This is a genomic window from Planococcus sp. CPCC 101016 (assembly GCF_007859295.1).
GTDB lineage: Bacteria > Bacillota > Bacilli > Bacillales_A > Planococcaceae > Planococcus.
This window is the reverse complement of the sequence record NZ_VOHB01000009.1, coordinates 1-19,677: the sequence shown is the minus strand read 5'-3', so window position 1 is coordinate 19,677 and position 19,677 is coordinate 1. Positions and strand designations below refer to the sequence as shown.

Below are 19,677 nucleotides of genomic sequence, written 5' to 3'. Positions count from 1 at the left end.
CTAAACACGAATGATTACTAGAAAACTTACCATAAACATCCGTATTTAGGCAAGCGGCTCCCGTTCACCAATCAAGCGTACAGCATAAACTTCCGAACAAAAGCCGCGCAATCCGTTATATATGCGTGGAATGCGTGCTTCCTGATGCACCAGCCCAAAAACTGTCGGTCCGCTGCCACTCATCAACACAGCATCTGCGCCAAATTTCTTCATCTGTTCTTTGATTTGTTCAACTTCCGGATACAATTTTAGCGTCACACTTTCGAGTGCATTGCCTAGGTTGGCGCACATGGCTTCGTAATCGCCGTCGTTGAGAGCTTGAATCATTTCATTCGTATTCGGATGCTGCGCTGTTTGGACATCAAATGCACCGTAAACATCGGCTGTAGAAACTCCAAGAGTCGGCTTAGCTAAAATCACCCAGCAATTTGGTGGAGTGGGCAATTCCTGGATAATTTCTCCGCGGCCTTTTGCCAATGCGGTGCCCCCGTAAACACAGAAAGAAACATCTGATCCGATTTTAGCGCCAAGTTCGGCCAGTTCATCAAGTGACAGGTTCAACTGCCAAAGTTTGTTCAACCCTTTTAAAGTAGCTGCGGCATCACTGCTGCCCCCGGCTAGGCCTGCTGCGACCGGAATCTGTTTATCAAGCGAAATAATGACACCAGTTTTTATATTGAAGGTGTCCTTTATCAATTGCGCTGCCTGATAAGCGAGGTTGCGGGAATCATTCGGTACGAAGCGATCTGCAGACTGAATATGTATGCCTTTAGCTGTTCCCATCAATCCAATGCGATCCGACAAATCCACGGTCGTCATAATCATTTCAATTTCATGGTAGTTATCTGGACGTTTATGTAAAACATCTAATGTTAAATTAATCTTGGCAGGCGCTTTCACGTAGAGCATCCCACTGCCTCCTTTTATATTCTAATGAAGACTATTTTAACATACCGAGTGGTAATGGAAAGCAAAGTGCCGGCATAAACAAAAAAACTCGCCTTCCGCTTGAGTCAGCAGGAGCAAGTTTTGAAGTAACTTATAAAATATCATTCAATTATTTCACAACAAGTGCATCTTCAGTTCCTTCGTACACAGTAATTTCTACTGCTTCAGTTAAGATGTCTGCGTAGCTGTAAGACACGCGCTCAAATGCATGCTCTTCTTGATCTAGCTCAATCACGAACACGGAGTGATACGTTTCGCGCAGGATTCCGGCACGTTCAACCGTCTTCTTGCGACCTCCGTTTGCCTTCAAAAGCAATCGTTTTCCTAAATGTAGGTCTAACGACTTTTTAATATCCGCCAAAGTTTTGGGCATTTTGTCTACACCTCACTATAGACAAAATTCTACCATAATATGATGAAATAGTCAAGCAAATTTACAATTTTATCAGCGAGCATTAGTTGCTGTCAATATTTTTTTATTCGAAATATCTTTAATCCGAAACAAGTTGTGCCGAAATTGTAACAGAATGCTGATTTCATTGGAAATAAGCGTATAATTTATCGGACAACAGACCGAATTCTTTGATCGTCAAGGTTTCACCGCGTCGGGTTGGATCGATTTCCGCTTCTTCCAGCGCTTTCAGAATCAACTCTTTCTTCTCTTTTCCTAGAGGCATTGCCACTTGAAGGTTGTTTAAAATAGTTTTTCTACGCTGTACGAACGACCCTCTCGTAACGCTAAAGAAGAAGTCTTCATTGATCACTTCTACTTCCGGTATTTCCCGTTTGGTCATTCGGATAACAGCGGAATCTACATTCGGCTGAGGCAGGAAGACCGATTTAGGAACAGTCAATGCCATCTCAGCCTGTGTGTAGTACTGAATGGCGATGGAAAGCGATCCGTAAGCCTTTGTCCCAGGTTTAGCTGTAATGCGTTCAGCCACCTCTTTTTGCAGCATAACGACCATGCCGCGGATCGGCAGTTTTTCCAGCAAAAGCTTTAAGATAATCGGCGTAGTGACATAGTAAGGTAAATTTGCCACAACAACGATATCATCGTAGTCTGCTAATTCATTTTCAATGGCTGCTTGGACATCTGTTTTTAAAATATCTGCATGAACAATGGAAATATTATCGTATGGAGAGAGTGTATCTTTAAGCACCGGCAGTAATCGCTGATCGATTTCAAAAGCCAGTACCTTTCCCGCCTCTCTTGATAAATGTTCAGTTAAGGCGCCGATTCCCGGACCGATTTCAATAGCAGCCGATTTCTTTGTCAATTCTGCTTGTCCGACAATTTTACGTAATATATTTGGATCAATTAAGAAATTCTGCCCCAAACTTTTTTTCACTTTTAAATTGTATTTCGCCATGATCTGTTGAGTCCGAATGGGTGTGGCAATATCTTTAGTCATTGGTTTTCCTCCTGAGTTAACGCTTGCACCGCTTTGATAAACTGGTCTTTGGATATGCCGAACATATAAAGCCGCTTCTGCAGCTGTTTGCCGTTGGTATAGCCGATCTGCAGCTTATTACCGATTTGGATCCGGCGCTGCTTAGCTTTTGGATGGGCTACGAGGCCTGCATCAATCAAATCCTCCATGGTGATCTCTACAGCCCGTTCTTCTTCCACTGGTGTATAGACAGCTTTCAAAGCTTCTCGAATGTCTTCATCGCGGGCATGCTCAATTCCTAAGCCCTTGCCATTTTTGGCAATGGTTTTTTCCTTGGCTAAAAATGCATGCTTGGCCTGCGGCACATGTTCTTCAATAATAGCACGGATACGTCGGCCAGGATAATCCGGATCTGTAAAAACAATCACACCACGTTTTTGCTGCGCATGCGCAATCCGCTGCAGTGTTTCTGCTGTGATCGCGGATCCGTTTGTTTCAATGGTATCAGCGTGGACTGCACGTTTAATTGCAACTGTATCATCTTTTCCTTCAACTATTATGATTTCATTTATCTTCATTTATAAGGTTCCTCATTTCAAGCTTCTTATTTATCCCGCTTTAACGGTCTGATTGGATCAACTAATAATCAGTGGGAATCAAAAAAATCCCCACTGGTTGAAGTTTCTCTTTATTTTACACGTTGACGGGTAAACATGTAAAAAGCTTTCCCGGGAAATATCCCGGGAAAGCCTATTATAGAACTTACTTTCGATTAGTTAAGGATTCTAACTTTCACTTGTTTGCGCCCGAATGATAGGGCATCGGATTTATTAGCCATAAACAAATCGATTTTATTTCCTTTGATTGCCCCGCCCGTATCACCTGCGATGGCATTTCCGTATCCTTCAACCCATACTTTAGAGCCCAATGGAATAACGCTAGGATCCACTGCAATCACTTTAAGACCCGGGTTGTTGTGCAAGTTGATTCCTGTAGCAGTAATTCCCGAACAGCCTGTGCAGCTCGCTGTATAGGCTGTTGCTGAAACATAAAATTCTTTTCCGCCCGATGGTTCTTCCACTGGTGCTGCCTTGGCAGGTTCCGCTTTCGCCGGGGCGGGTGCTTTTGCAGGCTCCGCTGCTTTTTCAACAGCTGCTGTTTTGACAGCTGTTTTTTCTTGCTTAGGTGCTGCCTGTTGTTTTTCTTGTGCCGGTGCTGCCTGCTTTACAGACTCTGCTTTTGCTGGTGCTTTAGCTTGTGCACCACGTGAAACGCTTGCCACAACGGTTTTCGTTCCAACTGCTGTTACTTGTTTTGTTGGTTCTTTTACAACTTTTTCATTTTTAAGATCACGTTTTACTTCTTTGCCGTTTTCTTTAACGACTTCGTAGGTTTTCTCAACTACACCATTCTCGCCTTTTTGGACAAGTTTTTCGTTGCCCTTAAGAAGTGAGTTATCTTTTTTCGTTTCTACTGCATATTTTACAGAATCCTCGACTACATCGGTGACCTTTTCTACACGAACTACTTTAACTTTTGAATCCGGAAGGACCAATTCGTCCATTTCGTTTTCTACTCTGTCAAGTTCGCCCAAAGAGATTTCATGCTGTTTTAAAAAGTCAGCGACAGTAGTCGAAGTTGACCAAACTTTCTTTTCTTCAAGGCCGTCTTGAATAGTAACTTCATAAGCTTTTTCAACTGAGATCGTGGTTTCTTCATCTACTTGTTCTTCTAACGCCGGTGATACTTTATCGTGCTTTGTAATTTCGATATTTGCTTTTGTCAAAATCTCTGACACAGTATTTTCAGTTGTCCAAGCAGAAGTTGCTTTTCCATCAACTGTTACATTGTATTGTTCTGCTGCATCCCACTCGAGAGCTAAATCTTCGTTAATCGGTGTTTCGGTTGAGTGGCTTAAAAAATCATGTTCTCCAGGTTTGATTTCCTGCTCCTCTAAAAATGCTCCTACTGTTTTTGCATGTGTTCTTACTTCTTCCTGTTCACCATTTGCTGTTACAGATACTGTGTTTTTCGTGCCTTCATATATAGCAAAGGTCAAAACCGCTGCGAACAACAATACAGTTGCAATTGTCACCGCCAACGACTTACCTTTGAATAATTTTGATGAATTGGTAGTATTTGCTTCGTTTGACAAAAATATCTCCTCCTTCTTCACCTGAGTGATTATATGGGCTCATTTTTACCCTGTCAACGGATATGATTTTCTCAATTCCCGTTTTTTTGAGAAAGCTTGTAAAACTTTTCAGCGTTCTGCGTTGTTGCTTTTGCGACCTCTTCCACCGAAATACCTTTCAGCCGCGCAATTTCTTCCGCGACCAGCGGCACGTACGAAGGTTCATTTCGTTTCCCACGATATGGATGCGGTGCTAAATAAGGCGCATCCGTTTCGATCATTAAATGATCGAGTGAAATCAACTCAGCAACTTCTTTCGGTTTCTTAGCGTTTTTGAACGTCACAGGTCCTCCAAGAGAAATCATGAAGTTCATGTCTATACTTTGACGTGCCGTTTCCACACTGCCACTGAAACAATGCATGACTCCGCCAATTTCTTCCGCATTTTCTTCTTTAAGAATTTTTAGGACATCTTCAGTTGCATCACGATTATGAATGATAATCGGCAGTTTCACTTTTTTTGCTAACCGAATCTGTTTGCGGAATATTTCATGCTGTATTTCTTTTGGCGATTTGTCCCAGTGGTAATCCAATCCAGTTTCCCCGATTCCTACCACTTTCGGATGAGCTGATAGCTCTTCGATCCATTTCAAGTCTTCGTCAGTACAATCGATGGCATCAACTGGATGCCAACCAATTACTGCGAAGATGAATTCATAGGTTTCGGCCAACTCTATGGCTCGTTCGATCGTTTTTCGGTCGAAGCCGATGACTACCATTTTCTCCACATGATTTTCTCGTGCGCGCTCAATGACTTGTACAAGGTCCTCATCATATTGATCTGCATTTAAATGTACATGGGTATCGATAAACATCAATCATTCTCCTCACATTAAGCTTTATTCTAATGGTTACACCTGTATCTTTCTTCACAGCAACATTACAATTAAGTAACAAAACATGTTAATTCAGCGTCAAAACCGGTTATTTTTCTGTAATCTTAGGCAGTAAAACCCACAAAAACAAAAAAAGACCCACTTTTTACAAGTGGGTCAAACCAGGTCTTTTTGAATAGCTTTACTTTATTTTCGATCCATTTGGAAGCTTTTCTGCGACAGACGCGAGCGTTAAGTAACCGTCTTTTTCCCCAGCCAAAATCATTCCTTGAGACAATTCGCCCCGCAATTTCACCGGTTTCAAGTTTGCTACCACAACAACTTTCTTGCCGACCAATTCAGCCGGTTTGTAATGCTCAGCAATTCCCGAGACAACTTGCCGCTGTTCATACCCCATATCCAGCTGGAGTTTCAGCAACTTGGAAGTTTTCGGTACAGCTTCACAGTCTGTTACCGTCGCTACGCGCAAATCAACTTTCGCAAAATCTTCAATTGCAATTTCCGGCACATCCGGAACTTCTACGACTGCCGGTTGTTCTGCAGCCGGAGCCGCAGCACCTCTCATTTGATCACGAATGTATGCTACTTCCGGTTCCACTTCAAGACGTGGGAAGATAGGCGTTCCCTTGGCTGCCACTTGCGTTCCAGCAGGGATTTTACCAAAGCCTTGCAACGTCTCCCAAGCCAGGAAGTCGTCCGTCAAGCCGAGCTGTTCAACAATCTGTTTTGGAGCATTCGGCAGGAATGGCTGCAGCATAACTGCAGTCATGCGAAGGCTTTCTGCCAGATGGGCCATAACAGACGCCAATTGCTCTTTCGCATTTTCGTCTTTTGCCAATACCCAGGGCTGTGTTTCATCAATGTATTTATTCGTGCGCGAAATCAATGTCCAGACTTCACTAAGTACAATGCTGAATTGCATTCTTTCCATATGCTGCTCGTAGATTTTCACTGTCTGTTCGGCTACACGCTGCAACGGACCATCAAATTCGGTTTGCAGCCCATTGATTTGCGGGATCGTACCATCAAAGTATTTATTGATCATCGAGACGGTACGATTCAATAGATTTCCAAGATCATTAGCCAAATCAAAATTGGTCCGTTCAACAAACGATTCCGGTGAAAAGACACCATCAGAACCGAACGGCAATTCACGCAATAGGAAATAACGTGTTGCGTCCAAGCCATATCGCTCAACGAGCATTTCCGGATACACCACATTGCCTTTGGATTTCGACATCTTGCCGTCTTTCATCATGATGAAACCATGAGCAAAAACCTTTTTCGGTAATGGCAGATCTAATGCCATAAGGAAAATTGGCCAATAGATCGTGTGGAAACGGACAATGTCTTTCCCAACTACGTGAACGTCAGCCGGCCAATATTTATTGAACAAAGTTTCATCATTTGAACCGTAGCCAAGTGAAGTAATGTAGTTTGATAATGCATCGACCCACACGTAAATAACGTGTTTCGGATCTCCAGGAACTGGAATTCCCCAGTCAAAAGAAGTCCGTGAAACTGAAAGATCCTCTAATCCTGGCTTGATGAAATTATTGATCATTTCGTTTTTGCGTGATTCCGGCTCTATAAATTCTACATTGTTTTCGTAGTATTCCAAAAGGCGGCCCGCATATTTTTTCATATTGAAGAAATATGACTCTTCTTTTACTTTATGGACCGGACGTCCACAATCTGGACAATTGCCATTATCCAATTGATTTTCCGTATAGAACGATTCACAAGGCGTGCAATACCAGCCTTCGTATTCCCCTTTGTAGATATCGCCGTTGTCGAGGAATGTTTTGAAAATCCGTTCTACACCTTCTTTATGGCGTTTTTCTGTGGTCCGGATAAAGTCGTCATAAGTAATATCCATCGTTGACCAAACTTGTTTGGCTGCCGCAGCCATGTCATCCACAAATTCTTGTGGCGCTTTACCCGCTTCTTGCGCTTTTTCCTCAATTTTTTGGCCATGCTCGTCCATTCCAGTCAAAAACCGGACATCAAATCCACGCAAACGCTTATAGCGAACCATCGCATCAGAAGCGACTGTCGTATAAGCCGTTCCAATATGGAATTTTCCGCTTGGATAATATATCGGGGTAGTTAGATAAAACGTTTCTTTGTTAACAGTCACGAAAAATTCCTCCAGTTTTTTTGTATAGTTCTTATTTTAACGAAGTCCCCTATTTTGTACAATCTTTCAATTCGACAATGCCTTCTAAAATAGCGATTCGACATTATTAGACTCTAATTTTAATGGATTTTTTTTACTTATTATACAAATTAGTCAGGTTTATGCCGCTTAATATTAAAAATCAAATAAAATTAACAAAGTATATGAAAATTCATTATATTTTCGATAGTTTTTTATTGACCAAATTGCCAGTAGTTGGTATGATTTATGACAGGAAGTGGTAAATGTCGAATTTTGACGAATGCATCCGATAAAATAAAAGGAGGACTATTATTATGAAATCAACAGGTATTGTACGTAAAGTGGATGAATTAGGACGTGTGGTAATTCCAATCGAATTGCGCCGGACTTTGGGAATTGCAGAGAAAGACGCATTGGAAATCTACGTGGATGACGATAAAATTATTTTGAAAAAATATTTACCTAATATGACGTGTGCAGTTACAGGGGAAGTTTCAGACGACAACATGCAATTAGTTGGTGGGAAATTGATCTTAAGCTCTGAAGGCGCAGAAATGCTAGTAAAAGAAATCCAAAACAACTTAAAGAAATAATGCAAAAAAACCAGGACATCAACATATCCTGGTTTTTTTCTTAATAAATGGAGTTTTTATTTCTTCTTTTAGTTTCTTATGCTCGTCAGAGCTACATGGGCGCTTCCGCTTTTCTTATTGTCTAGCCTCTAGCGCCCAGCTCTTCGGGTCATAAGCCAACCCGGCTTTGCGGCAAAAAGCGCCGCTTTGCCGGTCTGTCTTATGTCCGGCGAATCTACATGGGCGCTTCCGCTTTTCTTTATTGTCTAGACTCCAGCACCCAGATTCTAGGGTCATAGGCCACTCTGGCTATGCGGCTGAAAACATGCCGCTTCGCCAGTGCGTCCTATGCCCGTCGAATCTACATGGGCGCTTCCGCTTTTCTTAAGTATGATAAGCTTGGTATACTTCTCGCTTCGACAGCTGGCGTTCGATGGCCGCTTCTTTAATGGCTTCTTTTGATGTCAGGTTTTTGGTCTCCATGAGCTGCTCCACGTGTTCTTCGATTGACAGGCTTTCCCACCACTTCACTTTTTCTTCAGGCTCAGGGTTGGCATTGCCTTCAAGAACGAGGCAAAACTCTCCACGGATTTCATGTTCATCGGCCCATATTGCCGCCTCTTCAACTGTCCCTCTCAGAAATTCTTCAAATTTCTTTGTTACTTCCCGTGCCAATGTGATTTTCCGGTCGTTTCCTACCGCTTTTTGAATACTTTTCAAGCTTTCCTTCAAGCGATGAGGTGCTTCGTAGAAAATAATCGTTTCTTCTTTCTGACTCAGGATTTCCAGCTCAGATTGCCGTTCTTTTTTATTGCGCGATAGGAATCCGTAAAACAAAAACGGCTGCGGTGAAATGCCGGAGGCAATCAATGCACTAAGCGCCGCATTGGCGCCGGGAATCGGTACCACTGGGAAGCTCTCAGCCACTGCACGTTTGACGATGTCTTCCCCGGGATCGGAAATACACGGCATGCCGGCATCACTGACTAAAGCGACTGACTTGCCTTCTTCCAAGTATGATAGAATTTTGAAGCCGCCACTTTCTTGATTGTGTTCGTGGTAACTGACCAATTTGGTTTGAATATCAAAATAATTGCAGAGGTTTTTCGTATTTCGTGTATCTTCTGCCGCAATTATATCCACTTCTTTTAGAATCCGCAAAGCACGCATCGTCATATCTTCCAGATTGCCTATAGGGGTTGCCACCAGATACAAGGTAGCTTCTTTGTGCTGGAAACTTTTTTGGGATTTCATTTGCCGTTCTCCTTTCCTTCAGCAATGTAACGGATTTTTTGTGCTTTTGTTAATTGCTTAAAAGCATATTCCGCTTTCATCGCTGCCGGTTTCGTGTCATAGCATTCCTGATGAATGAGTTTGGACGGCCCTTTGGCACGCGTGTATTTGGCGCCTTTTCCGGCATTGTGCGCAGCCAGTCGCTTTTCAAGGTCGTTGGTATAGCCCGCATAATAGGAGTGATCCGCACATTCCAAAACATAAAAATAATGGTTATTTGTCGCCATACAGCAATTCCCGCACTTCTTCGGTATATTTCCCATCTTCTCCATATACAACCAAGGGCGGCAGGATCTTTAAATCAGGTTTGCCGTCTTTGATGCCTTCGATCAGGAGGGTATTGGCTTCTTTTCCAGCCTTCGGGTAAACCAGGCGGATCCGCTTTGGCTCCAACCGGTTCGAACGCATTGCCGCAATTATATCGATTAAACGGCCGGAGCGATGGACAAATGCCGCTTTTCCGCCTTGCTTCAGCAATTGGCTCGCTGACTGGACTGCTTCATCCAGTGTTAGATGCAGCTCATGCCGCGCAATGGCCATATGCTCACTAATGTTTTTGTCGCTCATCTCGTGTGCCGGAAAATAAGGCGGATTACAGGTCACCACATCGTATTTTTCAAACCCCAGCTGCGCCGGCATGTTTTTGACATCGCCTTCAATAATTTCAATCTGCTGTTCGAGCTTATTATAAGCTACGCTTCGTCGTGCCATATGGGCGAGACGGTCCTGCAGCTCTACGCCGATGATCCGGGATTCTGTCCGTGCGCTCAGAAATAGCGGAATCGCTCCGTTGCCTGTACACAGATCGACGATGGTTCCCCGCTTCAATGGAACGTAGGCAAAGCGAGCCAGCAGCACTGCATCCAACGAAAACGAAAATACCGATGGACTTTGAATGATCCGCAGATCTTCCGCCAATAAATAGTCAAGTCTTTCATCATTTACTAACATCTATTCAACTCCTAACATAACAAAAGGCTGCCGCCACACGGAGTGTCGGAAGCCTTTCTCTTATCATTTTATAGACAGCTTTTTGCTGCCCTATTTTCAGTTCTGTTTATTCAGGAATGACAAACAAAACAAGCAGTCATCGCCTTTTCGGGAACTGCCGAAATGTACGTTGCAAACATGGTAGCCTTCGTGATACAAACGGGCCAAGTTATCGTAGCCTTCACCGATATCCATCACTGCTTTTTTCAATTTCACAGGATCAACAGCTGCCACCTCTGGCACTGCTTTATGAAATTCATCCAAGCGTGCACGCAAATGGTGATTTTCCAATTGCAGCGCATGATGTTCTTCCATCGTCCGTGCCACTACAGCTTTTAATTCGCTGAATTGTTCCTGCATGGATTGGAGCTGTTGTTCAAACTCCATGACCGTGTCCAAAAAATTCTTTTCCTTCAACTAAACCACCTCACGCTCTCGTTCCTTGGCTCATTATCTCATCTAATGTATATTCAAGTGTCTGTTCCTGCTCAGTCAAGCGAACTTTTAATAACCGCTCCAGAATGTTCATGCCCACTACTCGGCCATCACCGTCTGGTGTCGTTACTCGCGTTCCGACATCCGGCATTTCCTTTTTCGCTGTTTCGTATTCGTCATTCTCGTATTTTAAGCAGCACATTAGACGGCCGCATAATCCCGAAATTTTCGAAGGGTTCAACGACAGGTTTTGATCTTTCGCCATTTTGATTGAAACCGGCTCAAAATCGCCTAAAAATGTCGAACAACAAAGCATACGGCCACAGGGTCCAATACCGCCGAGCATTTTGGCTTCATCGCGAACGCCGATTTGGCGAAGTTCAATGCGTGTACGGAAAATGGAAGCCAAGTCTTTGACCAAGTTCCGGAAATCCACACGACCTTCCGCGGTAAAGTAAAAAATGACTTTATTACGGTCGAAGGTGTATTCGACATCCACCAATTTCATATCTAAGCGATGCTCTTCAATTTTATCCGTGCCCATTTCAAAAGCACGACTTGCTTCCAGACGGTTTTCTTCCACCTGATGGCGATCGCGGTCAGTCGCCACTCGTACCACCTGCTTTAAAGGCAGGACTACGTCGTTTTCTCCAACGGTTTTCGTCGGCACGACAACTTTGCCGTATTCTACGCCTCTTGCTGTTTCCACAATGACGTAATCATCTTTTTCGATTCCCAATTCACCTGGATCAAAATAATATATTTTACCCGCTTTTTTAAAACGGACACCTATCACATTATACAATTGCTACCCCTCCTGCAGATTCAGCATTAACTGCTCCATCAACAGCGTCCGGTTCATATTGCGCGGCAATTGTTGTTTGGCCTGTAAAACAGCCTGCAACTGCTTGGACAATACCGTAAAGGAGCGCTGGAGAGCCATCTGCTTCCAAGTTTCTTCCATGTCTGGATATGTTCGTGCAGTTTCAAGACCTGCTTTTACCGAAGCAATGTCCCGATATGCAAATAATAACATGTCTAGGCCTCTTTCGGCATCTTCTTTTTCTTTAAATAACGGCAGCCACTCCGCTTGAAGCATCAATAGAGCTTCATGAACATTGCTGCCAGCCACTTCCACCAATTTTAACACCGTTTTTCTGGCTTGGGAAAATTGTTCGTCCTGACTCAAAGCAACGGCTTCTTCCTCACTTTGGGTCAGCATACTGACCGTCGCTGCCATCGATTCAGTCATTCCATCCGCCATCAATTTTTCCATCAGCTTTGGACGCGATAACGGCCGAAACGATACCAATTGGCAACGGGAACGAATTGTACTCATAAGCGCATTAAGGCGCTCTGTCAAAAGGATAGCCGTAACATTAAACTCAGGCTCTTCCAAAAACTTTAGCAAAGCATTCGCAGAAGAGTTATTCATCCGATCCGCCTGCTCGATTACGTATATTTTACGGCCTGTGTTTAAACCCGTTTTATTCATCTTGAAAATCAACTCACGGATTTGGTCAATTTTGATGTTTTGACCATCCGGTTCGATGAAAAGAATGTTTGTGTGATTACCAGAATTGTAAAGCTGACAACTCCGACATGTTTCACATGGAACATTTTCTATGGGTGATTCGCATAGCAGAAGCTTGACGAAAAAATGAGTGATTTCTTTTTTACCCGAGCCCGCGGGTCCTTCGAAGAGATACGCATGCGCCAGTCGATCTTTAGCATAGGCGCCTTGCAGCCGCTTCATCACCACAGGTTGCATTTCTAAAAATTCATCCGTCGTTTTTTGCATAAATTTCACCTTCAGACTTTGTAAAAAATCCCGTGTTCCGACTGGAGCACGGGTATTATTTATGGTACTGGTTAACGTATAACCTTATGATTTATCACGGGAATTTTTGCTTTTGACTGTTGATCAAAAATGGTGGAACTGTTCGATCGGCAGGACGAAAATAGTTGCTCCGCCTACTTCAACCTCCACGGGATAAGGAATATACGAGTCAGCGTTGCCGCCCATTGGTGAAACAGGAGCCACCATCTGTTCACGAGATCGGCAGTTTTCACGAATCAAGTCCAGCAATTTCGGTACGAGCTCATCTTCTACACCGATTAAAAAGGTCGTATTCCCTGAGCGCAAAAACCCTCCTGTACTGGCAAGTTTTGTAGCCCGGAAATCATTTTTCGTTAACGCGTTGGATAATCGGTTACTATCTTGATCCTGTACAACTGCTACTACGAGTTTCATCAGCACTCACTCCTTTTTATCTTTCTTCTATATAAGTATAACATGAACGAAGATATCCGCTGCATATCTTTCCAGGCTTCCTTAAAAAAATAAAGACTTTTAAAAAAACAGCTGATCCTAAGAGGGATCAACTGAGGCTTGCCGTTCTTCTATAAATCGTACCGCAGTCTCTAATGCATCTGCAAAAACGACATCAAGTTCATTCTCTGCATTGATTAGGCGGATGCGTTCTGGATTTTGGCTTAACAGCAAAAGATAGCCTTCTCTCACTTTATAATGAAACTTCATTGACTCGACATCCAACCGGTTGATTTCCCGGTCTATGTCCTTTTCAATGCGGGCCAAGCCAACTTTTGGATTCACATCAAAATACAGAGTCAGGTCCGGCATATAATCGTCGATGGCAAACTTATTAATGGAAAATATCTCTTCTATCCCAAGTCCTCGTGCATATCCCTGGTAAGCCAGGCTTGAATCAATGTAACGGTCACACAAGACGATGCTTCCCGCTTCAAGTGCCGGAATGATTTTTTCAACTAAATGCTGTCTTCTAGCGGCAGCATATAACAAAGCTTCTGTCCGGGCATCCATCGCTGTGTTTTCACGGTCCAAAATCACATTGCGGATTTGTTCGGCAATATCGATGCCACCGGGCTCACGCGTGCAGACTACTGAAAATCCTTTTTCTTCTAACGCATCTGACAGCATCTTTAGAACCGTAGACTTTCCCGATCCTTCTCCGCCTTCCAGATTGATTAAATAACTCATTTTACGGCTCACCTTATTCCATGAAATTAATCATAATCTACTGTTTCAAACTCTTTATACTATACACGAAATGGCTCTCGTTTTATAGTGAGCATATAAAAAAACCGTTCATCTCTATAAGGAAATGAACGGTTTCCTGGTTATTCCTCGTCTTCCGCTACTTGATAAGCCCGACGGAACAGCTCCATTTGGCTGTCAATTGCCGGCTCATCATTTTTTCGCGATACGTAATGATAGACCCCAGTCTCATCTTGCTGCCTCGCTTTGACATTATCGGCAAGTCCTAATTCGAGTATGCTTTTAACTTGTTCTTTAATTTCTTCATCCACAATAGGAAATAGTATTTCGATGCGGTTGTTCAAGTTCCGAGTCATCATATCCGCTGAAGACAAAAAGGTCTTTCTTTTGCCATTGTGGTTGAATAGATAGACGCGGCTATGTTCCAACAGGCTGCCCACAATACTCCGTACTTGGATATTTTCACTGACTCCCGGGATGCCCGGCCGCAAACAGCAAATTCCTCTGACGATTAAATCCACTTTGACTCCAGCATTTGAAGCTTCATATAATTTCATGATAATGACCTTGTCTGTCAATGAGTTCATCTTTGCAACGATTCGGCCATTGCCATGCTTTTTCTGAAAACGGATTTCAGCATCCACCAAGTCAATAATATCAGTCCGGATTGTAAAAGGTGCCACTGATAAGTAATGGAATTCCGGCTTTTCAGTATAGCCGCTCAAGTAGTTGAAAAAATTAGTGGCGTCGATGCCAAAATGTCGTTTAGAAGTGAATAAACTCATATCTGTATAGATTTTAGCCGTCTGGTCATTATAATTGCCTGTACCCAAATGGACGAAGCGCTCAATCTTGTCTTCTTTTTTCCGCACCACCAAAGTGATTTTGCTATGCGTCTTCAAATGGGTCATCCCGTAGATTACATGGCAGCCAGCTTTTTCCAGCTCTTTCGCCCATTGGACATTATTTTCTTCATCGAAACGGGCCTTCAATTCAACCAGCACTGTGACCTGTTTGCCATTCTCTGCTGCTCTTTTTAAGGCTTTAATGACTGGGGAATCTCCGCTGACGCGGTAAAGAGTCTGTTTAATGGCCAATACATCGGGATCATCAGCTGCCTCTGAGATAAACTGGACAACGGGCTCAAATGATTCGTATGGATGATGCAGAAAGGCATCCTGTTCACTGACCTTTTGAAAAATTTGCTTACCCGTTTCCATCCCTGCCGGCAGTTGCGATACTTTCCCCTCAAAAACCAGATGCTCCCATACCGGCGCCATTTTTTTATAAAAACTAAAAAATACCGTTAAATCCAAAAACCCTTCAATTGCATAAACGTCCTTTTTGTGGACCTCCAATTCATCGGTCAGGTAATCCAAAATAGCCGGATCGAATCCAGGCTGCTGGATTTCCAAACGGACAGCCGCTCCCCATTTTCGTTTCCGGAGTTCCTCTTCAATCTCCTTCAGCAAATCGCGCGCGCCTTCCTCATGGATGGTCATATCGGCATTGCGTGTAATCCGGAATACAGATACCGAAATCACATTGAAGCCATGAAAAAGCTTACGGATGAAGAGACTAATCACATCTTCCAGTAACACCAGTTTGTGGCTGCCCTTTTTTGATTCGAGACGAACAAATCGCTCCAGCACAGAAGGAACCTGAACAATAGCAATTTTTTGTCCTTCTTCAGCCTGCTCCTCTTCATCTTCCAACACCACCGCCAAATTGATGCTTTTATTCAGCAGCATCGGAAATGGCCGATATGCGTCAATGGCCATCGGTGTAAGAACAGGAAAGATATGCTCTTCAAAATACGTTTCCAATACAGCTAGTTGATCCGCATTCAAATCCGGCGTCTTAACGAATTCCACATGCTCTTTTTGAAGCTTTGGCAATAAATTCTTTTGCAAAGTCTCGTACTGCAAATCCACTAACCGATGTGTCTTCATCGCAATTTCATTTAATTGCTGCTTTGGAGTCATCCCCGCTTTGTTCTCGGGTTTGGTAAATCCAACCTTTACCTGATCCTGCAGCCCGGCGACACGGACCATGAAAAACTCGTCTAAATTAGAGCTGAAAATCGACAAAAACTTAAACCGTTCCAATAGAGGGTTGCGTTTGTCCATTGCTTCCTGCAGTACGCGTTCATTAAAAGCAAGCCAGCTCAATTCGCGGTTATTGTAGTAAGCAGGATCGCTAAGTTCTACACTCTTCTTTTTCACTGTCTCCAATTTCGACTCCACCTTTTACTTATAATCCATTCTATCTGCCTCACTTCAGCGGCAAGCAACGAACCCGGCTCTACATACAGAAAACCCAAGACCGTAACAGTCAATCAGTCCAACAAAAATCGATTGCATAGACATCGCCGCAACACGTGCTTTTCTTAGCCTGTTTTCCGCTTTCATAAGTAGAGAATGAAAAAACTATCACAAAGTGAAGTTTCTCTTTATCGTATCATTATCCACCGATGAAAAAAGCTGAATGAGGCCTTCGAATTGTTAATTATTTGTAAAATTTAAAATCAATCGATTTCTTTAGTTGTTTTTCTAAATGTTTTTTCTGTTTTTCTACCTGATATTGCTCGGGCTTCCAATCTTCACGGCATTGAACAGAAAAAATAAGCGTATCTCCTTTTTCTTCTAACTCAATGGTTTCCACGATATCTCGTTTTGTAGCATTCAAGCTATAAGCCAGCTTAATAATGGCTCCTAGCAGGCTGTATTTTGCCAATTCATCTTTATCGAACCATTCTTCATACAGAGCGACATTGCGCTTAAAGATTTCTTTATTCTTAAACGAGGCCATCAATGCAACAATGACCCGTTCTTTATGGAGCAGACCATCAATGGTCCGATTGCCTAATAGATAGAATGTATGTTGGTGGCTGGACTCCGAATCAATATAGCTGCCTAAATTATAGAGGGCACTGCTCAGCTTCAACCGCTTATAATCCTGCTCTTCCAGCGACAACAGACCCACTTCTTCCAACTCTTTTGAAATCAGCAATGCACTGTTGCTGACATGGAATGCATGGGTCAAATTGATATCATAGTCAATGGCCAGTTCATGGAAACTTTCTTCTACAACATTTGGAAATACCGCTAAATCAAAGGCTTTAGTCGTCTCTTCATAGAAAACGCCATCTCTTAAACCTTTTCTGCTGAGGGCAAATTTTTCTGTATCAATTAATTCCATCAAATAACGAAAAACTTCAACAGCAGGAATGATGATATCCGCTCGATCTTTTGACAGCCCTTCCAGTCTTTGCAGCTCCGAAAAATCCATCGATTTCAACAAATCGTTGATTTCTTCTACATCATCTTTGCTCATCATGTACTGGTGAACTCCAGATAAAGGATATTCGATATGTTCCTGGTGGATTTGGGCCATATTCCGTGCACTTCCCCCAATGCCGATCAAGGGCAGGCGTTTATCAGCAAGCCATTCCAACTGATTGAATTGTTCTTTCAAAAATGACCGCAGCTCGCGTAACTCCCCTTTAGTTGGCGTGTCTCCTTTGATAAACTGTTGTTTCAAAGACAATGCACCAAACGGAAAACTATAGAAATAGATCAGCTGACGGTTATTGAAATACGTAATTTCTGTACTGCCCCCACCAATATCGACCGTAATTCCACTAGTAAATGGCGTTGAATTGACGACTGCCAGATAGCCATAATTCGCTTCTTCGAATTCAGATAAGATGCGTATCGTGAAATCCGTCTCCTTCTCTACCGCAGCCATGATTTCGTCTTGATTTTCAGCTTGGCGGACAGCAGCTGTAGCAACGGATTTAATGTCTTTTAGCTGGTGATGTCGAGTGACTTCTTGAAAACTCTTTAGAGTTTTAACAAGGATGTCTATGCCTTCCGGCTCCAATCTATTATCTGCGTTCAGATAATTCCGGAGACGGGCTACTGCCTTGACGTTCTCACTTTCAGTAAAACGTCCGCTCTTATCTCGTGTATAGATGACAAGCCGGATGGTATTCGAACCGATATCAATGATTGCATACTTTTCCTGCTCCATGAAAATCCCCCACATTCTGTTCCAATTAAATGATGTTACAGTATACCCTCTTTATGCGTTAGTTAGTCTCTGCTGTTCCTTGTTGCAGCACCGGCAATTGCTTAGAGTCAAGTCGATGGTCTCCTTGGATCTGGGCATTTGAAGCAAGGTAATTCATCAGTTCCTCCACTTTCGTCAATGTCCACTTCTCACCTGCCACTACGAGCGGAATACCCGGTGGATACGGAACCACCATCCCCGCAGCAATTCGCCCAATGACTTGTGTGTAAGAAACCCATTCCTGATCGGCCAAATCAATTTCCTCAAAAGACAATTCAGGAACTGTCACATCAAGCAGCTTTGTCACCACAAGCTTTGTCTCTTTTCTTTCTTCCCTTTCAAGCATTAATACAGCTTCTTTCAAACGGCTGCGGATTTCAGCAAATGGATAAGCATGCCATTGCTTTAACAGAGGCAAAATTAACAGCACCTGGAAAGCATCAGCCAATTCTACTTCAATGCCCGTCTCTTCCAGCTTTTGTTTAAGCTGATAGCCACTATGATAATCGACCCTCAACATGATTTTCAGCGGATCATCTGATTCCATTACCTTGACATGCGGAATCATTCGCAAGCTGCTAAGAAAACGCTCACGCTTTTCCATGAACATCCGAATATCAGGCTGCGAATAATTTTGAAGATAAGCTCGGGCATCATCCAAAGAAGCTAAAATCAAATAAGATGGGCTGCTTGATTGAAGCATCCGCAAATATTTTTGAATTTTTTTGGCGCTGACGCGGTTACTGCCAATATGTAAAAATGAACCCATCGTCATTGCCGGCAAGGTTTTATGCGCTGACTGCACCACTACATCCGCACCAAGCGTCAAAGAAGAAACCGGAAACGGATTCCCAGCCTGAAAATGGGCGCCATGCGCTTCATCCACCAAAACAACCATGTCATTTTCATGGCACAAGGATATGATTGCAGCAAGTTCGCGGGATGCCATGCCATAGTAGTTGGGATATGTCAGCACCACTGCTTTCGCTTCTGGATAGGCCTTTATCGCTTCCTGGACTGCATAAAGAGACACCGCAGCCGCTGTCATGGATTCCTCATCCCATTGCGGTGAAACGTAAACAGGACGTACGTGTGCAAGCTCCAGCGCATGGAAAATTGATTTATGCGAATTGCGCTGAACAATAACGGTGTCCCCTTCTTTACACACTCCATGAATCATCGCTAAGTTTCCTACAGTCGAACCATTGACCAATAGAAAGCTTTCTTTCGCACCATAAGCCTCCGCCAATAAAACCTGGGCATCTTTAATTGTTTCTTCAGGATAATGAAGATCATCCAGACCTGACAGTTCCGTCAAATCGTAACGAAGTGCAGATTGAATTTCTGGTGGCAATCCTGACAGAATTCCATTTTTATGCCCTGGTACATGAAAAGAGATGGGCTGTCTGTTTTGAAATTGTATTAATGCATCCACAATCGGACGTCGTTGCGTCATAAATTTCCATCCTCACATTGATTGATTTAACTCCATTATAACAATTCCCATCGACAACAGCGGATCGGAAACAGAAATGGAAGGAATATTCCAAGCCACTCCACTATTTTTTCAAAACAAAAAAGCCGTTACCGGAATCGGTAACGACTTCTTTTCTATGCCCAGCGACGTCCTACTCTCACAGGGGGAGACCCCCAACTACCATCAGCGCAAAAGAGCTTAACTGCCGTGTTCGGGATGGGAACGGGTGTGGCCTCTTTGCCATCATCACTGGACTATTTTTT

Annotated in this window: 19 protein-coding genes and 1 rRNA gene; 1 reads left to right on the top strand and 19 read right to left on the bottom strand. The window is 43.2% G+C overall.

The features are described 5' to 3' along the window. Window positions 1-45: 45 nt before the first annotated feature. From ispE to metG, 7 genes are all read right to left on the bottom strand, one after another. Complete coding sequence (gene ispE, locus FQV26_RS18375; protein ID WP_146559514.1) at window positions 46-909, bottom strand: 4-(cytidine 5'-diphospho)-2-C-methyl-D-erythritol kinase; 864 nt, start codon at window positions 907-909, stop codon at window positions 46-48. 148 nt (window positions 910-1,057) lie between these two features. Next, window positions 1,058-1,321, bottom strand: a complete 264-nt coding sequence (gene veg, locus FQV26_RS18370) for a biofilm formation stimulator Veg (protein ID WP_006830753.1) — start codon at window positions 1,319-1,321, stop codon at window positions 1,058-1,060. A gap of 163 nt (window positions 1,322-1,484) precedes the next feature. Continuing rightward, entirely contained in the window at window positions 1,485-2,363 is an 879-nt protein-coding gene (gene rsmA, locus FQV26_RS18365; RefSeq protein ID WP_146559512.1) for a 16S rRNA (adenine(1518)-N(6)/adenine(1519)-N(6))-dimethyltransferase RsmA, read from the bottom strand. After that, window positions 2,360-2,920 carry a ribonuclease M5 gene (gene rnmV / locus FQV26_RS18360; protein WP_146559510.1) on the bottom strand — a complete coding sequence of 187 codons (561 nt, stop codon included), beginning with the start codon at window positions 2,918-2,920 and terminating at the stop codon, window positions 2,360-2,362. The genes rsmA and rnmV overlap by 4 nt, the downstream gene beginning before the upstream one ends. 194 nt (window positions 2,921-3,114) lie before the next feature. Beyond that, a complete protein-coding gene (locus tag FQV26_RS18355; protein ID WP_146559508.1) occupies window positions 3,115-4,497 on the bottom strand; it encodes a G5 and 3D domain-containing protein in 1,383 nt (460 codons plus the stop codon). A gap of 71 nt (window positions 4,498-4,568) precedes the next feature. Continuing rightward, a complete protein-coding gene (locus FQV26_RS18350; RefSeq protein WP_146559506.1) occupies window positions 4,569-5,351 on the bottom strand; it encodes a TatD family hydrolase in 783 nt (260 codons plus the stop codon). 202 nt (window positions 5,352-5,553) lie between these two features. Then, window positions 5,554-7,512 (bottom strand): methionine--tRNA ligase, encoded by a 1,959-nt coding sequence (gene metG, locus FQV26_RS18345; RefSeq protein WP_146559504.1) that lies wholly within the window; start codon window positions 7,510-7,512, stop codon window positions 5,554-5,556. 335 nt (window positions 7,513-7,847) lie between these two features. Here metG and FQV26_RS18340 point away from each other — a divergent pair, with 335 nt between their 5' ends. Beyond that, window positions 7,848-8,126: a transition state genes transcriptional regulator AbrB gene (locus FQV26_RS18340; protein WP_142830607.1), complete on the top strand. Its 279-nt coding sequence runs from the start codon at window positions 7,848-7,850 to the stop codon at window positions 8,124-8,126. 363 nt (window positions 8,127-8,489) lie between these two features. Here the strand turns inward: FQV26_RS18340 and rsmI are convergent, their stop codons facing one another. The 12 genes from rsmI to rrf form a co-directional block, all read right to left on the bottom strand. Next, window positions 8,490-9,359 carry a 16S rRNA (cytidine(1402)-2'-O)-methyltransferase gene (gene rsmI, locus FQV26_RS18335; RefSeq protein WP_146559502.1) on the bottom strand — a complete coding sequence of 290 codons (870 nt, stop codon included), beginning with the start codon at window positions 9,357-9,359 and terminating at the stop codon, window positions 8,490-8,492. Then, the gene (locus FQV26_RS18330) at window positions 9,356-9,625 is read right to left on the bottom strand and encodes a GIY-YIG nuclease family protein (protein ID WP_146559500.1); all 270 of its coding nucleotides are present in this window, start codon (window positions 9,623-9,625) and stop codon (window positions 9,356-9,358) included. Before FQV26_RS18330 ends, rsmI begins: the two co-directional genes overlap by 4 nt. Beyond that, entirely contained in the window at window positions 9,612-10,349 is a 738-nt protein-coding gene (locus tag FQV26_RS18325; RefSeq protein WP_146559498.1) for a tRNA1(Val) (adenine(37)-N6)-methyltransferase, read from the bottom strand. The genes FQV26_RS18330 and FQV26_RS18325 overlap by 14 nt, the downstream gene beginning before the upstream one ends. A gap of 96 nt (window positions 10,350-10,445) precedes the next feature. Next, on the bottom strand, window positions 10,446-10,805 hold the full coding sequence (yabA, locus tag FQV26_RS18320) for a DNA replication initiation control protein YabA (protein ID WP_006830743.1): 360 nt from the start codon (window positions 10,803-10,805) through the stop codon (window positions 10,446-10,448). Window positions 10,806-10,815: 10 nt separating this feature from the next. Further along, window positions 10,816-11,628: a PSP1 domain-containing protein gene (locus FQV26_RS18315; protein ID WP_146559496.1), complete on the bottom strand. Its 813-nt coding sequence runs from the start codon at window positions 11,626-11,628 to the stop codon at window positions 10,816-10,818. Window positions 11,629-11,631: 3 nt separating this feature from the next. Further along, window positions 11,632-12,624 (bottom strand): DNA polymerase III subunit delta', encoded by a 993-nt coding sequence (gene holB / locus FQV26_RS18310; protein ID WP_146559494.1) that lies wholly within the window; start codon window positions 12,622-12,624, stop codon window positions 11,632-11,634. 123 nt (window positions 12,625-12,747) lie between these two features. Next, window positions 12,748-13,077 (bottom strand): cyclic-di-AMP receptor, encoded by a 330-nt coding sequence (locus FQV26_RS18305; protein ID WP_146559492.1) that lies wholly within the window; start codon window positions 13,075-13,077, stop codon window positions 12,748-12,750. Between the two features lie 117 nt (window positions 13,078-13,194). Further along, window positions 13,195-13,845, bottom strand: coding sequence for a dTMP kinase (tmk, locus tag FQV26_RS18300; protein ID WP_146559490.1), 651 nt, complete (start codon window positions 13,843-13,845; stop codon window positions 13,195-13,197). Between the two features lie 140 nt (window positions 13,846-13,985). Continuing rightward, window positions 13,986-16,097 carry an RNA degradosome polyphosphate kinase gene (locus FQV26_RS18295; protein ID WP_146559488.1) on the bottom strand — a complete coding sequence of 704 codons (2,112 nt, stop codon included), beginning with the start codon at window positions 16,095-16,097 and terminating at the stop codon, window positions 13,986-13,988. Window positions 16,098-16,371: 274 nt separating this feature from the next. Next, window positions 16,372-17,898 carry an exopolyphosphatase gene (ppx, locus tag FQV26_RS18290; protein ID WP_146559485.1) on the bottom strand — a complete coding sequence of 509 codons (1,527 nt, stop codon included), beginning with the start codon at window positions 17,896-17,898 and terminating at the stop codon, window positions 16,372-16,374. A gap of 58 nt (window positions 17,899-17,956) precedes the next feature. Continuing rightward, window positions 17,957-19,393 (bottom strand): aminotransferase class I/II-fold pyridoxal phosphate-dependent enzyme, encoded by a 1,437-nt coding sequence (locus FQV26_RS18285; protein WP_146559482.1) that lies wholly within the window; start codon window positions 19,391-19,393, stop codon window positions 17,957-17,959. 159 nt (window positions 19,394-19,552) lie between these two features. Then, window positions 19,553-19,668, bottom strand: a 5S ribosomal RNA gene (gene rrf, locus FQV26_RS18280). Window positions 19,669-19,677: the final 9 nt, after the last annotated feature.